We start from the raw sequence: 13,791 nt of genomic DNA, 5'->3' as shown, positions 1-13,791 counted from the left end.
AAACCAGTTCTCAAGATGGTCTAAAATGAATTTATTAGAACCAATAGGGGGCGGAGACTCAAAATGAAAAACAGGCTCTTTCACTGAATATTTTAAACTTGCAGTGTTTAGACGGTATATTTCGCTCATTTTCAAAATAAATTCTTCTATATATCCTATAGTAAGAACCTCACAATTTTCTTCAATCGGTAGAGTTGTATCTTCAGGAATTATGAAATCGAATGGATGTGGATGCTCTAAAAGCGTTAACGCATTATGAGCGTTTCCTCCAAACATTGAAATATAAATTATATCGCGATGACTAGGAATTTTTTCTTTTGCCATGTCTCTAATGGCTGGATTTAAAATATAATTTCCATTATCATCTTTAACGGAGAACTGAAAATCAACTCCCATCCTCATTGTGTCAAATACGTAATATTGAATGGATTGCTCACCTTCATAAAGCTCTGCAGGTCTATCATTTAAATGATAGACTATGGATGACAGATGGCTGTGTCCTAATATAATAGCTGCCTTACCAGCCATGCCTGCTCCTTAGATTGGAATTCAGTGAGTTGCGATGATATCGCAGTTCTTTAGCCTTTGAAAGAGGAAGGCTACAGAACTGATGCGTTGGGTACCTCCCTTCATCGGGAATCGCATGATGCTCAGTAGCGCCATGCCGACGGATGAAGGAGGAGCATGTGGCGCATGCACACATGCTGTCGATCAACCTGGCAAAACCGTAGCTTCCAAGTCTGCGCGACTGACCGAGCAAAGTCGATTCTATAAGCGGACAATCTCCCGGTTCAAACTGAGGGTACTGCTCAGAGAGACGCCTCGCTGCATCGTCGCCATGGAAGCCTGCACGACGAGCCACTTCGGGGGCCGGTTTGCCAGCGCGGCAGGTCAAAAAGTTCGGCTGATCCCGCCGATCTATGTAGAGCCGTGCGTGACAAGACAGAAGAAAGACGCCGCAGACGCAGCAGTCATTGCCGAAGCAGTAGTGCGTACGAACCTGTATTTCGTTGCAGTCAAAAGCGCGGAGATCAAGCAAGGGCCGCGGCTTGTCGTGACCTGCCCCCACCGAGTGGACCGTGTTGATTGTTAGTGGATTATTCTCGCCGCCGCCATATCCGGATGGAGGTGGGGTGAGGCGGAACCGGAGGCCGGATATGGCGGTGAAGCCGTTTCCGGGGCTGGCGGTCGGTAGCCCAGACTGCTGTGCGGACGAACGGTGTTGTAATGTCGCCGCCACGCTTCGATCAGCACTTTCGCCTCGGCGAGGCTGTAGAAGATCTCGCCATTGAGCAGTTCATCGCGCAGCGACCCGTTGAAGCTCTCGTTATAGCCATTCTCCCATGGTGATCCCGGCGCGGTATAGAGCGTCTTTACGCCGATCTGGCCGAGCCATTTCCGGGCGGCATTGGCGATGAACTCCGCGCCATTGTCAGACCGTATATGTGCTGGCGGGCCACGCTTGACGAACAGGTCCGCCAAGGCGGCCAGCCCGTCCTCATGCCTGAACTGCCGCGCCACGATGAGCGCCAGGCATTCCCCGCTGGCCTCGTCGATGATGGTCAGGTGTCAACGGGCACCGAAGATTCCGCAAAAGTGGGCATCTAAAATTCCCTAGTTTGGCGGGACGGTTTGTGCCGGTGATCAGCCGTGATGGAGATCGGGCTTTTCCTTTGCTGGCGGGCGACCGCGCCGTTTCGGCAAGGGCGGTGGGTTGATGGAGGGAGCGGCGCGCGCATGCTCAGGCAGCAAGTCGGCGTGCTGTCGCATGCGATAGCTGGATCCCTCGATCTGGATGACCACAGCGTGGTGAAGCAGGCGGTCGAGCAGCGCAGTGGCCACCACGGGATCGCCAAAGACATCACCCCATTCGGCGAAGCCGCGGTTGGATGTCAGGATCATGGCGCCCTTTTCGTATCGGGCGTTGACGAGCTGGAAGAACAGGTTGCCGCCTCCCGGCGTGACGGGGAGATACCCGATCTCGTCCACGACGAGCAGGGAGGAGCGGCATAGGAAGCGGATCCTTTCGCGCAACGTTCCTTCGCGTTCAGCCTTGGCCAGCGCAGCGATCAGATCGGCGAGCGGGATGAAGTAGACGCTCTTGCCCGCCTTCACGGCTTCGACTGCGAGGGCGGTCGCGATGTGGCTTTTCCCGGTGCCCGGCGGTCCCAGCAGATGCACGACCTCGGCCCGGTTGATGAAGTCGAGGCTGGCCAGCGCCAGGATCCGGTTGCGGTCGAGCGATGGCTGGAAGGAGAAGTCATATCCGTCCAGCGTCTTGATGATCGGCAGCCTGGCCATGCGCAGGGCCGCCTTGATCCTGCGGTTCTCCCGCAGCGACAGTTCTTCGTTCAGCAATATGTCGATTGCCTCAACGCCATCGATCTTGCCCTGCTCGATCCCGCGCAGGGTGGCGTCGAGCATTTCCAGGGCGCGCGGCATTTTGAGATGGACCAGACTGCGGCGGATATTATCAACGCGAGACGCGGCACCCCCATGGCTCATGGCCGTTCTCCTCGGGCCAGTTGGCTGCCGATCGCCTGATAGATCGCCAGGGAGCGCACAGCGACATGCTCGCCGATACGACCAATGGCGATATCCTCTTTCCCACGGTGACGTCGTTTGGCGCCGCTGCCTCCGGTTCGATGCGCAGGATCGATCCTGTACTGTCGGCGCCCCTCCAGGACAGGATGCTCGGCAATGACATTGCCCAGGTCGATGATCCGGATCTTGTCGGGCAACTGCTGGATTTCGACGACGCGGCGGGTGCGATCGGGAACGCTGTAATAGTTGCCGCCGACAGAGACCATGCCGTCGTGGCTGACGCGGCGCTCCAGCTTCAAAACCGCATCGAAGCGCCCTGCTGGGAGCGATTGCAACTCAGGCTGCTCGGCGGCAAAGGCTTCGATAATGATCCGCTGCGTCGTGCCGTGAACACGGACGTTAGCGACGGTATCGAGCCAGTTGACCAGCTGGACATTGAGATCTTCCAGGTTGCGGAAGCTCCGCCCGAGGAAGAGGTCCTTGCGGATGTAGCTGAACGGCCGCTCGACCTTTCCCTTGGTTTTGGCCCGATAGGGGCGACAGGCGCGTGGTACGAAGCGATAATGCCCCGCCAGGGCCAGCAATGATCGATTGTAGATGATGTGACCCTGATCATCTTCCCCGGTCACGGCGGTTTTCATGCGATCGTAGAGAATCTCGATCGGGACGCCGCCGATCGTTTCAAAAGCCTGCATATGACAGCGCAACAGAGTTTGGAGATCCTGGTGCATGACATAGCGCGCGAACAGGAAGCGCGAATGCCCCAACACCAGACTGAACAGCCAGACGATCCGGCTGACGCCGGGCTCATCGGTAAATTCGACGACGAACCGGGCAAAGTCGACCTGTGCCTGCACGCCAGGCGTCGTCTCGAACCGAACCTCAAAGGCCTTAGGGCCGTTTTCCGGACGGATCGCTGCCAGGAATCGCTTCACCGCAGTATAGGCGCCCATATAGCCCAACTCACGGATTTCACGTGTCAGGCGCGCCGCCGTCAGATCGGGAAAGGCCGTCACCCGCTCGCGCAGAAATTCCAGATAGGGTGCCAGCTTATTCGGCCGCCCCAACATACGCGGGCCGTAAACCGGGGCCTCGATGCCCCGCTCGATATATTTGCGGATGGTCTTGGGGTCGCGACCAGTGCGTCGGGCAATGGCGGATATCGATACGCCCTGTCGATGTAGTTCGAGGATCATCATCAATTCTCCAAGTCGGATCATCGGCCCCGTCTCCGCGTCTGCAAAGGAGATGAGGACAATGTCGGCTCATCTCATTCTGCCGGGGCTAGCCCCGGCAGAATGAGATGAAGGGGCCACCAACTAGGGAATTTTCAAAGCCCACTTTTGCGGAGAATTGCACGACCGATGACAGCAGGATGCGGAACTTGCGACCATCATGCGTCCGACTTTCGACGAAGTCGTAGGCCCACACATGCCCGGGATATTGCGGCCGCAAGCGGAGGCACGATCCATCATTGAGCCGCAGGCGCCCGCGCTTTGGCTGGCGCTGTGGGACTTTGAGGCCCTCGCGCCGTCAGATCCGCTCGACCCGTTTATGGTTCACCATCCACCCTGCATGGCACAACAATGCCGTCACCCGGCGATAGCCGTAGCGACCATATTGCTTTGCCAACGCGATGATATCCTCCGTGAGCGCCTGTTCGCCATCCGCCCCGCGCGGTATCTTGCGCTGCGTCGATCGATGCTGGCCCAGCACCCGGCAGATCCGTCGCTCGGACACCGGAAGCTCCCGTCGCAAATGGTCAATACAGCGTCGCCGCCGCGCAGGGTTCAAAAGTTTCCCCGTGCAGCCTCCTGCAAAATCAGCTTGTCCAATGTCAGGTCGGAGATCGCCCGGCGTAGACGCAGGTTCTCCTTCTCCAGATCCTTCATCCGCCGTGTCTGATCGGTCTTCAGGCCGCCATATTCCTTGCGCCAGCGGTAATAGATCTGTTCGCGAACCGCGATCCGGCGGCACGCTTCGGCAGTCGATGCCCCCTGCGCCAGAACGATCTCAACTTCACGCAGCTTGCCGATAATCTCTTCCGCCTTGTGTTTCTTGCTCGGCATTCGTCATCCCTTTCGTGGTCCAGACTATCATAGTCCCTGCGCCACTCAGCGGGGGGCAGATCAGTCACACCCACTAATGTTTTGTGAGTCAGCGAACACAGACTATCAACGCCTTACAAGGACACTTCGCTGAGTTCGGCCTGGTTTTCCCTCAAGGACTTCCTCATCTGAAGGAAATTCGTACGGCTATGGCCGACGACGTTGATGTCCCTCCCAGTATCCGGGAGATCGTAGCCCTCTACCTCAAGCATATCGATACCCTGACAGCGAATATTGATGACTGGCGTTCAGATTGCGGGAGACCATGGCGGGCAACGCAGAGCTTCGCCGCCTTTGCACGGTCCCGACGTTGGACCAGTGACGGCCGGTGCGATCATGGCGTTCGCATCGGATCTGCGGATGTTCGACAGCGTAAGAAGCTTTGCGGCATAACTCAGCCGGGCCCGGATCATATACTCCAACCGTGCATCTGACAGATTATGCTGGGCCTGCACGATCGGAATCTTGAAAATTGAGACAGGATAAAACGGCGGACGACCGCCCCTTGTTCCAGCGCCATAATCCAGTCCCTCGACCAGCCACACCGGGAAACGCTCAAAATCGACGATCCGTTCGCGAATCTTCATGGGATCGCCATGGCGGCTTAGCAGCTTAAGACGCGATCCGGGCGAAAAGAGACTTCGGACCCATTGCCAGGCCGCCTCTAATCGCGATCCTCTCAATGATTCTCGAACGAGCCAAATCCGTCAGAGTTTTCGTCGGTGTCCAAATGGCCATCAAATTTCCCGAAAATAGCCTACTCCTGGCTATGTTATAGGAGCGGCCAAACTTGCAATCTTGGGTTGATTTTCATATCGTCAATCTAAATTACAACACTTTTGGGGAATTTAATGTTCTTGCTCTGCTTGAATCAAGATTGCGCCTTAGCTCTCGCTAAACTTTATCCACTTCTCAATTTCTTAGTATTTGAGAAATTTGAAGATGATTACCCGGTTTTTCGTGAGAAAGATGGAAATTTACTGAAAATAACGAAACCTGACGTGCGTTGTCTCGGTATTATATCGGATTTGCAAACCACGACAATTTCTTCTCAAATTCAAGAATGGTGGTCACAGAATGTTCCTGTGAAATTACCAATTTTCTCTGCTAATATAGATGGAGACAAGGGCGAGAAAAAAATTGCCGATTGGATCATTTCTGTACTACACCAAGAAACAAATGAATTCCGTGAATATTTCAATGATGTAGTAACACAGAATTATATTCTTAGGCAAAATTACGATCAAATGCAAATGAATTTTTCGAACGTCGAAAATTTTATATCGTCTAATGGGCTAAATTCTCTAATAATACAACACGATACTAGCAAAGTATCGAATTACTGGCGGCCGTCCAAAATGGACGATGAATTGTCTCAGATTCTTCCTGTGTCTTCAAATAAAATACATTGCCTTTCTATCTATTTCGAAAAAGATTACAAAGGAATTTCTGGAATATTTTCTTTAATTCTAAGATTATCAGGATCAAACAAAGTCATATTACGCAAAGAAATATCGTTCGACAATTTGAAAAAGGGATGGAATAGTTTTTCTCTAGATCAGCATATTTTGGATCGAGAAGATGTAATTTTAACATGTAAATGGACTACGACGGAAGATATGGATCGCGTTCCAGCCATTGGATTGTCAAATGCACATTGGCATCCAACCTATGCAGTGCAAGGGGTCCATAAAGCGTTGACGGCTCGCAGCGTTGCAATGAAAATCTGGTCAGGACTTCCCGGAATGCAGCCGCCAATGATTAAAGATCTGGGCGAGGTAACCGAAGCGCACGAACCTCAAATCGTTGCCCTTCCCCCCCAAGCTCTAATTGAATTCCGTCGCGCCCAGTTCCCCGAAGACAATCTCAGTGTCAGATACCTGCCGGACATCGCTAGACTTGAGGTGCATCCATCCGCAAGCGGTGTAGTAGCTGCGGTTTCGGCTGATGCAATGCCTGTCGGAACATCTTGGGTATCTGCCGACGTAAGAACTATAAACCCTGAAGCCGATCCGGTCGAATATGCAATGTTAATAGCACGATCAGATGATGACGCGATCAGTCAGTTATCACAAAATGATTCGATTAAAGGAAGTTTTTCTGGATGGCAGGCCGTTGAGCCGAACAGCCCAGCTCGATTAACTTTGATCGTTAATCAAGCCTGGCATTGGGATGATCGCCTTTATCTTGCCACGAGGCTCGCACCGGCGAGCCGTCCAGAGGCAGCGTGGGCGACGTGGGGCGGGATTGAATATGGCATTAATGATCAGAATCAATTAGTTAGAAGCGTATTGGGAATGAAATCCGAAATGATTGATACTGTTGACGGCCTCAATGGAAATCTGGAGCGAGCGCCGATGGATCCGATTTTGATAAGCAAGCTGTCTAACCGCAAAGCATCGAAACCACTATGACCAAAATCAGCAGAATTTCGAAGGAGTCGTCGGCGTTGTCAATTACGAGGCAGGAGCCAAATATCGCTGTCATTGTACCGATATTCCGGCATAGTGTTTTTTTGATCGATGCCGTTAAGTCTGCATTGCAGCAAAATGACGTTTATAGCTCGTGTATAATTATTGTAGATGACGGCTGCCCGAATGTTGAGACAAGATCTGCTTGTAAGGCGCTGTCTCGCATGTACCCTAATAAAGTGTACAGTATCAGACAAAAAAATTCGGGATTAAGTGCAGCGCGAAATGCAGGCGTCGATTTCGTTATTGGAAATTTCTCCACTGTAGATGCTTTTTATTTTTTAGATTCGGATAATCTTATTAGTAATTATACGCTTGATTCAGCGTATGAAGCATTGAAGCACGATGAAAAAATTGGGTGGGTATACCCAGACGTCGTGATGTTCGGTTCAGAAGTTGTCCACGCAGACTATAGCGGCCCGTACTCGATAATCCGCCATCTTCATGATAATGTTTCAGAAGCCGGTTCAATGGTAAGCGTGCGCGTTTTCGAAGCAGGTTGCCGCTATGACGAAAGTATGAAGCAGGGCTTTGAAGATTGGGAGTTCTGGTGGCAGTGCATTGATAAAGGCTTCATTGGTGTTCATCTTCGTAATTTCGGATTTAAGTACCGCAAACGTCCAGAAAGTATGCTTTCGGAAAGTGTCAGGACGGGCCAGGGTATACTTGATGGCATGCGGCGAAAGCACAAGAACCTCCTTTCTCCTAGATCGTTGATAGAGCGAGAAGCTACTGAAGCTCCAAGGTACGCAGTAATTAACAGTCATGGCATAACAACGTTCAATGATCCGATCGTACCCAATGAACGTCTATCAACTGCCGATTATGTTAATCGCTTCATGGCCGCGGTTTATGATCCATGGATCGGTAACATCCCTATGTTTTTGGTTTCTTGTCCAGAGGGAACGCTAGAGATATTAAATAAGTTACGAATTACTCACTATGTTTTCTGGTGGATGCATTCGGTTTTGTCCCGTTATAACGGTCCGAATTTTGCGGCGATAGAAATTTTTGTTCATTCAAAAATTAACTCACTTACTATTTCTCCGATGCACGAAGGATATTGGCCGGATTCTGCGGCTGATCTTCGCATGTTTTCTTCTAGTTTTGATACGATACGTGAAGCCGCTAGTGATCTGAAGGATAGCTGGATTGCCTCGCTTTTCTCGAACAATCCTTCGCCAAAAACGGCGATTTTAAAAATCGGAATACCCAGAAACCTAGGTGCAGTATTTTCTCCAGATAGTGCAATCTATCAGTGGTTTGACGTCTTTCATCAGGCTCGCGCAAAAATGCTGGCAGATCGTGAGATTTTTTGTTCACATAAATCCCGCTTTGTTCCCCCAAATCAGGCCATTCCCAACCTAATTAACGATATATGGTCTTGTGGGCCTCTTTTACCCCTTTCACCCGACGGTGGGCGAGATATCGCATTCGTGCTTCCGATCGTTGCGTTTGGTGGTGTAGAAAAAGTCGCGCTTCGAATCGCGGAGCAGTTCAAGAACGAAGGATGGCGTTGCCATTTGCTCGTGCTCAACAATGACGCGCAAATTGACAGCGAATGGACGAATGCTTTCACAACGATTTCTTTTTACTATGATGATCAACTTTACCAATGGGCTCAGCAAACCCAATATTTAGGTACGAGCTACCCGAATTGGGGCCAAGGTTATGAGGGACGTATCGTAGAGGGTCTATTGCTGGGCATGAACGCCGTTATTAATTTTCATAGCGCAGCCCTTCACTCAATTGTATCGAAGCTAAAACGAGCCGGGGTCGTGGTCTGCGCATCCATGCACGTAAACGATAGAACAAATCTGAAACGAGAAGCGGGGCATAATTTCCTGACAATTGGTTATGAGCATGTATATGATGTTCTAGCACCCTGTTCAGATATGCTCTCACAATTTTGCCATTCAATGGGAATTCCAAAAGATAAAATTATTACAATTCCGAATGCTCCTGGCTATAACATAGAGAAAGAAGTAATAGAAGAAATAACAAGTATTCGAGAATTTAATAAAGATAACTTGAACGTATTATTTATTGGTAGATTTGATCGTCAAAAAGGCCTTGATAGATTATTATCGACTGTAAATGAAATTAAAAATTCAGATCTTAATATTAATTTTAGACTGGTGGGCGGTGCAGTCATTGGCGATAGCAGTCAAGATTTAGCTGAGCTAGCGGCCTATATAGAAGAGCCAGCTTCAGATCCAGCGAGCTTGAATGCCCTTTTTGAATGGGCAGACGTCTTATTTATGCCGTCACATTGGGAAGGACTGCCACTGACAATCTTGGAAGCGCAACGGTTGGGGGTGATACCGCTTGTTGCAGACGTGGGTGCTGTATCCGAGGCGATTGCGCAGTGGACAACAGGCGTACTAATTCCAGACGTCGATCTAAGATCTTTTGTCGCTTCAGCTAGCGCTGCCCTTAGCAAGCTTTATGATGACGTTTCCTTACGAAAGAAAATTTCACTCAACGCTGCAGAAAAAGCCACACGGAACTGGCCAGAATCGTGCCGAACAATAATAGACCGTTTGGATTATCTTGTTAGTAATAGGAATAAAATTTAAAGAAACATTATCTAATTGAAATTATTTTCATTTATGAAGTGAAATAAATAAAAATATTATTATGATGGTGAATTTTAACTTTTATAAAGACAATTTTTCTTACGATTATGCGATATCTATTTGTTATATAGCCTTGCGATTAAGTTTGATGATCTATAAGGACTTTGTATGAGTATTACAGCATTGATCCATTTTAATCATGTTTCCAATAATAATACTACTAGTTGGCCTGACATGCGGACTTCTAGTTGGAAACCAAACTACGGTGATATGCTTGTATGCTCTTCAGTTATCCGTCAGCTGGAAATAGAAAAAGTCACGAGAGTTGATTTCGGAGAAATTGTTAAACAAGATATAGATAACGCACTAGTGCGGGGATCGACATATTTACACAATAATTTTGATTTTTTTGCAGCAAATAAAACTTTAGATAGTATAGACTCTTCTACGGCGATAATTGGGCTGGGTGCGCAAAATCCCACAAAAGACGTGAAATTTTTAGATGATAATGTTGAAGCGCGAAATTTTATTGCCCGATTATCGGAAAAAGGAAAAAGTATATCTGTTCGCGGTAATTTCACAGCTGCTGTTGTTGAAAGACTAGGAGGCAAGGATATTCGCGTTACGGGATGTCCTTCTTTGTTCTATAATCTTTCTTGTCCTTCAATTTCGCTCTCTCCCATGCTGTCTCGCCCGGAACGCTCAATAGGAATTTCTCTTCATACTGGCCTTACACAGAACATTTTCTGCCATGATCCGAAGAGCGCGCGCTTGATGCATGGGTTGTCGATTAGCTGGGCACTGCGGAACGCTTCCAATATTGCATTGTTTGAGCAGGGCGTTCCGCATGAGTATGATATCGCAGATCGCACTCTATCATTTAACGAAAGATTGGAAAAGGCTAATGCCGTTTTAAAAGTAATAGGCAACTATGGATTGTTAACGCCGTATGATCTTTTATCAAGGATGGTCAGTGTAAAAAGTATCGAAGAATGGCTCGCCAAAGCCCGTGATTTAGACGCGATAATAGGTTTTCGTTTTCATGGAAATATGGTCGCACTTTTACAGGGGTATCCGGCTTATTATTATACATACGACTCAAGATTAGTTGAATTTTGTGAAATTTATAGATTGCCATGCCAAGACGTTTGCCATGAATTTATTGACCCATCGTTTCAGATAATCAATCATGACTGGGATGTTACTAATTCAAGTATAAATAAATGCTATAGTGAGATTAAATATTTTTATGAGGAAAATGGATTTAAACATAAATTGATATAGAATTTGATTGTTTGGCTATAGACTCGTAAATATGCAGCTGCAGGCGTATTGAAGTGAGTTGGACCGTGGCGAGGAAGTTTTGGCCAGCTTGTCGCAGCGGGTGATAATATGGCGGAGTTGCTCAGCTTGGAGAAGAATTGCTTGATCAGCTTCCGCTTGCAATAGAGTCATGTGCTGAAGTAAAGTTTTACTTTAGACGGGATATTGGCAATCGCTTCCCTCTCGCGGAGAGTGGCGCTGGATTCGGCCCGCATCGCAAGCTTTATCAGCGGTACGATTGTTCCAGCCCCAACACGGTAGAGCAGTTCGTCAGCAGCTTGAACATCATGGCTCTGCCCGGCGGTCAGGGTGAGTCGGATTGAGAAGCCTTACCCGTCGACGACTGCATCGATTTTGGTTGTGAGTCCGCCTCGGGAGCGACCGATACAATGATCTCGATCCTCCTTTTACCGATGGTCTGAGCCCCTAGGCTCAGCACTCACTGATCAAAGCCAGAAGATGACGGTGGCAGCGAGGGCGATGGCCGAGAAGAAGGCGTTGGGGCGCCGGTCGTAGCGCGTCGCGACCCGTCGCCAGTCCTTGAGGCGGACGAACAGGATCTCGATGTGGTTGCGCCGGTTGTGGCGGCTTGTGTCGTATTTGGCGGCCTTGTTTCGGGATTTGCGAACGGGGATGCAGGGGGTGATGCCCTTTTCCTGCAAAGCATCACGGAACCAGTCGGTATCGTAGCCACGATTAGCGAGCAGCGATTGGGCTTTGGGAAGTTCGTCCAACAGGCCGGCGGCACAGATATGATCTCTGACCTGCCCTGCGGTCATGAAGAAACTGTTTGGACGGTCGTTCGCATCGGTAACGGCATGGAGCTTGGTGTTCATGCCGCCTGTCGAGCGTCCGATCAGGCTTCCCTTGGCCCTTTTTTTTGCTGCAAGGCTCGAGGCTGTGCGGTGGGGCCCTCCGACAGGTTTGAGATAGGTCGCATCGATCATCACCGCCTTGCGTTCGCGTGGTTCGGGCAATGGTCGACCTACCACTATCAACGATCATATGCCCTCGAGCCATCGTCGCTACGGCGACTGGACAATAGAGCGCAGTGTCGCGGAAGCCCGGAAACTGGGACCATCGGTACAGTTGTTGTGCGCGATGATCCTGCACGACCGTCCTCATCCCGAGCAGGGTTATCGCTCGTGCCTGGGCATCTTGCGCCTGACGCGGCTTTATGGCGCGGCTTGGATCGACGCCGCGCCATTGTGGACGCTTGAGATCGGCGCGCGCAATTACGGGTCGGTCAAATCCATTCTGGAAAAGAAGCTCGACGGACAGCCGTTTGCGTGCACCGCAAAGCGTCGGCGAGGGCGCAATTAATCACTCGAATATCCGTGGATCAACCTATTACCACAGTAGGAGACAGCTGTGCTCACCCATCCTACCCCTGATCAACCCAACACGCTGGTCCTGTACGGCATGGCCAAGGCGTTTAGCGAACTCGACAAACATGGTGACAGCGCGACGCTGAACCATGCCGAATGGCTCGGCCTGCTGCTCGATCGGGAAATGACGCATCGCTATGACAAGCGCCTTATTGCCCGTTTCGCCTCGCCAGGCTGCGTCACCAGGCCACGCCAGAAGATGTCGACTATCGCAATGCGCGCGGCCTGGATCGACACCTCCTCATGACCCTGTTCCAGGGTGACTGGATCGATGCCCACGACAATCTGGCGCTGTGCGGTCCAACCGGCATCGACAAAAGTTGGTTGGCCTGCACCATCGGACACAAGGCTTGCCGGGACAACCGCTCGGTCGTCTACGCCCGCTTCCCTCGCCTGTTGGAAGACCTTGCGCTGGCGCGCGGTGACCGGCGCATCGCCCGCAAGCTTAAAAGCCCAGGCCAGATCGAACTGCCGATCTTGGACGACTGGGGTCTTCAGCCCATCGACGCCCAAGCTCGCCACGATCTACTCGATATCCTCGAAGATCGCTATGGCCGCTCCACCGTCGTGACCAGCCAAATTCCAGTGTCTGCCTGACATCACGCCATCGGTGACAATAGCTATGCTCATGCCATCCTGGATCGCCTCGTTCACAATGCACATTGTATCGAACTTGAAAGGGAGTCCATGCGGCACGCTCAGCCAACACTCCCGGCTTAACCGCTACACCCAAAAAATGCCAACCCAGCGACGTCGACCAAACGTCCCTCAGGTGGGCGAGATCATCCCGGAACAACGGGCGAGATCATATCGGTACAGACGGGCGGCATCATCGGAATTCGCACGCAGGTCGGCATGGTTGATGAAAATGGTCGGTAGCTCGTGTTTGAAAAGGTCGAGAGCACTCCGGAGGCGATCGTTACGCTGCTGAAGCGCTACGGTCCAATCGAGCGAGCGGTGATCCGCCGGCGATCTGCGTTGGCCTTTCGGGAACTGGGATACCGGTGGTATGCATCGATGCTCGACAAGCGCAACAGAGCCTGAAGGCTATGAAAGCGAACAAAGCCGACCCGCACGATGCCGCCGGGCTCGCCCAACTGGCACGGACTGGGTTCTACAAGGATGTGCACGTCAAATCACTAGCAGCGCATGGCGTGCGCAGTGTGATCATCGCGCGTGGTGACCTGGTCGAGGCGCGTATCCCGCTCGACAACATGATTCGCGGCCTCTGTGCCACGTTTGGCTATCGCCCCAGCACCTGGCAGGGAAAGGCATTCCTCCAACGGACCATGCAGGCCGCTTATATCCCAGGCCTTGTCGAGGCCATTGCCTCCTTGCTGTCAGTGCGTGCCGAACTGGTCGAGCCTATTTCACGATC

9 protein-coding genes and 6 pseudogenes are annotated in these 13,791 nt (G+C 50.9%); 7 read left to right on the top strand and 8 right to left on the bottom strand.

All coding sequences use genetic code 11. From position 1 onward, the window contains the following. A partial coding sequence (locus tag SX1_RS24355; protein ID WP_157410326.1) for a hypothetical protein occupies nucleotides 1-528 on the bottom strand: 528 nt, incomplete at its 3' end. An 82-nt stretch (nucleotides 529-610) separates the two neighbouring features. Between SX1_RS24355 and SX1_RS25085 the strand changes: the two genes are divergently transcribed. After that, nucleotides 611-1,093, top strand: a complete 483-nt coding sequence (locus SX1_RS25085) for an IS110 family transposase (protein WP_370670743.1) — start codon at nucleotides 611-613, stop codon at nucleotides 1,091-1,093. On the opposite strand, the pseudogene SX1_RS23145 reads toward SX1_RS25085, so the two are convergent. From SX1_RS23145 to SX1_RS23595, 5 genes and pseudogenes are all read right to left on the bottom strand, one after another. Next, nucleotides 1,090-1,566, bottom strand: a pseudogene (locus SX1_RS23145) (integrase core domain-containing protein); the annotation flags it as partial. The gene SX1_RS25085 and the pseudogene SX1_RS23145 overlap by 4 nt on opposite strands. Nucleotides 1,567-1,644: 78 nt before the next feature. Continuing rightward, nucleotides 1,645-2,505 (bottom strand): IS21-like element helper ATPase IstB, encoded by an 861-nt coding sequence (gene istB / locus SX1_RS20365; protein WP_019054566.1) that lies wholly within the window; start codon nucleotides 2,503-2,505, stop codon nucleotides 1,645-1,647. Then, nucleotides 2,502-3,764 (bottom strand): IS21 family transposase, encoded by a 1,263-nt coding sequence (istA, locus tag SX1_RS20360; RefSeq protein ID WP_019054565.1) that lies wholly within the window; start codon nucleotides 3,762-3,764, stop codon nucleotides 2,502-2,504. The genes istB (SX1_RS20365) and istA overlap by 4 nt, the downstream gene beginning before the upstream one ends. Before the next feature lie 151 nt (nucleotides 3,765-3,915). Next, nucleotides 3,916-4,613, bottom strand: a pseudogene (locus tag SX1_RS23980) (IS3 family transposase); the annotation flags it as partial. A gap of 287 nt (nucleotides 4,614-4,900) precedes the next feature. Beyond that, on the bottom strand, nucleotides 4,901-5,335 hold the full coding sequence (locus SX1_RS23595; protein ID WP_502685154.1) for a transposase: 435 nt from the start codon (nucleotides 5,333-5,335) through the stop codon (nucleotides 4,901-4,903). Between the two features lie 168 nt (nucleotides 5,336-5,503). On the opposite strand from SX1_RS23595, the gene SX1_RS24345 reads away from it, so the two are divergent. From SX1_RS24345 to SX1_RS23970, 3 genes are all read left to right on the top strand, one after another. Next, complete coding sequence (locus SX1_RS24345; RefSeq protein ID WP_157410322.1) at nucleotides 5,504-7,066, top strand: DUF6212 domain-containing protein; 1,563 nt, start codon at nucleotides 5,504-5,506, stop codon at nucleotides 7,064-7,066. Further along, complete coding sequence (locus SX1_RS23975; RefSeq protein WP_081610004.1) at nucleotides 7,063-9,702, top strand: glycosyltransferase; 2,640 nt, start codon at nucleotides 7,063-7,065, stop codon at nucleotides 9,700-9,702. Before SX1_RS24345 ends, SX1_RS23975 begins: the two co-directional genes overlap by 4 nt. Nucleotides 9,703-9,870: 168 nt before the next feature. Next, on the top strand, nucleotides 9,871-10,986 hold the full coding sequence (locus tag SX1_RS23970) for a polysaccharide pyruvyl transferase family protein (RefSeq protein ID WP_081610003.1): 1,116 nt from the start codon (nucleotides 9,871-9,873) through the stop codon (nucleotides 10,984-10,986). Here SX1_RS23970 and SX1_RS24940 read toward each other — a convergent pair. Then, nucleotides 10,967-11,429: pseudogene (locus SX1_RS24940) on the bottom strand (transposase); the annotation flags it as partial. The gene SX1_RS23970 and the pseudogene SX1_RS24940 sit on opposite strands and share 20 nt — an antisense overlap. A 42-nt stretch (nucleotides 11,430-11,471) precedes the next feature. Then, nucleotides 11,472-11,996, bottom strand: a pseudogene (locus SX1_RS20320) (IS5 family transposase); the annotation flags it as partial. Between the two features lie 34 nt (nucleotides 11,997-12,030). Between SX1_RS20320 and SX1_RS20315 the strand changes: the two are divergent. The 3 genes and pseudogenes from SX1_RS20315 to SX1_RS25080 form a co-directional block, all read left to right on the top strand. After that, nucleotides 12,031-12,348 carry a hypothetical protein gene (locus SX1_RS20315; RefSeq protein ID WP_157410320.1) on the top strand — a complete coding sequence of 106 codons (318 nt, stop codon included), beginning with the start codon at nucleotides 12,031-12,033 and terminating at the stop codon, nucleotides 12,346-12,348. A 48-nt stretch (nucleotides 12,349-12,396) separates the two neighbouring features. After that, nucleotides 12,397-13,133: pseudogene (gene istB / locus SX1_RS23130) on the top strand (IS21-like element helper ATPase IstB). 329 nt (nucleotides 13,134-13,462) lie between these two features. After that, nucleotides 13,463-13,791 (top strand): annotated as a pseudogene (locus SX1_RS25080) (IS110 family transposase); the annotation flags it as partial.

Origin of the sequence: Sphingobium xenophagum NBRC 107872 (assembly GCF_000367345.1) — a bacterium.
In the GTDB taxonomy this organism is placed as follows: Bacteria; Pseudomonadota; Alphaproteobacteria; order Sphingomonadales; family Sphingomonadaceae; genus Sphingobium; species Sphingobium xenophagum.
The sequence above is the reverse complement of the archived record's forward strand: the minus strand, read 5'-3'. Positions and strand labels throughout refer to the sequence as shown.

Coding starts and splice junctions, on each gene's coding strand:
- SX1_RS20315 (WP_157410320.1), top strand. CDS start 12,031: ATGCCCTCGAGCCATCGTCGCTACGGCGACTGGACAATAGAGCGCAGT.
- SX1_RS25085 (WP_370670743.1), top strand. CDS start 611: ATGCGTTGGGTACCTCCCTTCATCGGGAATCGCATGATGCTCAGTAGC.
- istA (WP_019054565.1), bottom strand. CDS start 3,764: ATGATCCGACTTGGAGAATTGATGATGATCCTCGAACTACATCGACAG.
- SX1_RS24345 (WP_157410322.1), top strand. CDS start 5,504: ATGTTCTTGCTCTGCTTGAATCAAGATTGCGCCTTAGCTCTCGCTAAA.
- SX1_RS23970 (WP_081610003.1), top strand. CDS start 9,871: ATGAGTATTACAGCATTGATCCATTTTAATCATGTTTCCAATAATAAT.
- istB (WP_019054566.1), bottom strand. CDS start 2,505: ATGAGCCATGGGGGTGCCGCGTCTCGCGTTGATAATATCCGCCGCAGT.
- SX1_RS23975 (WP_081610004.1), top strand. CDS start 7,063: ATGACCAAAATCAGCAGAATTTCGAAGGAGTCGTCGGCGTTGTCAATT.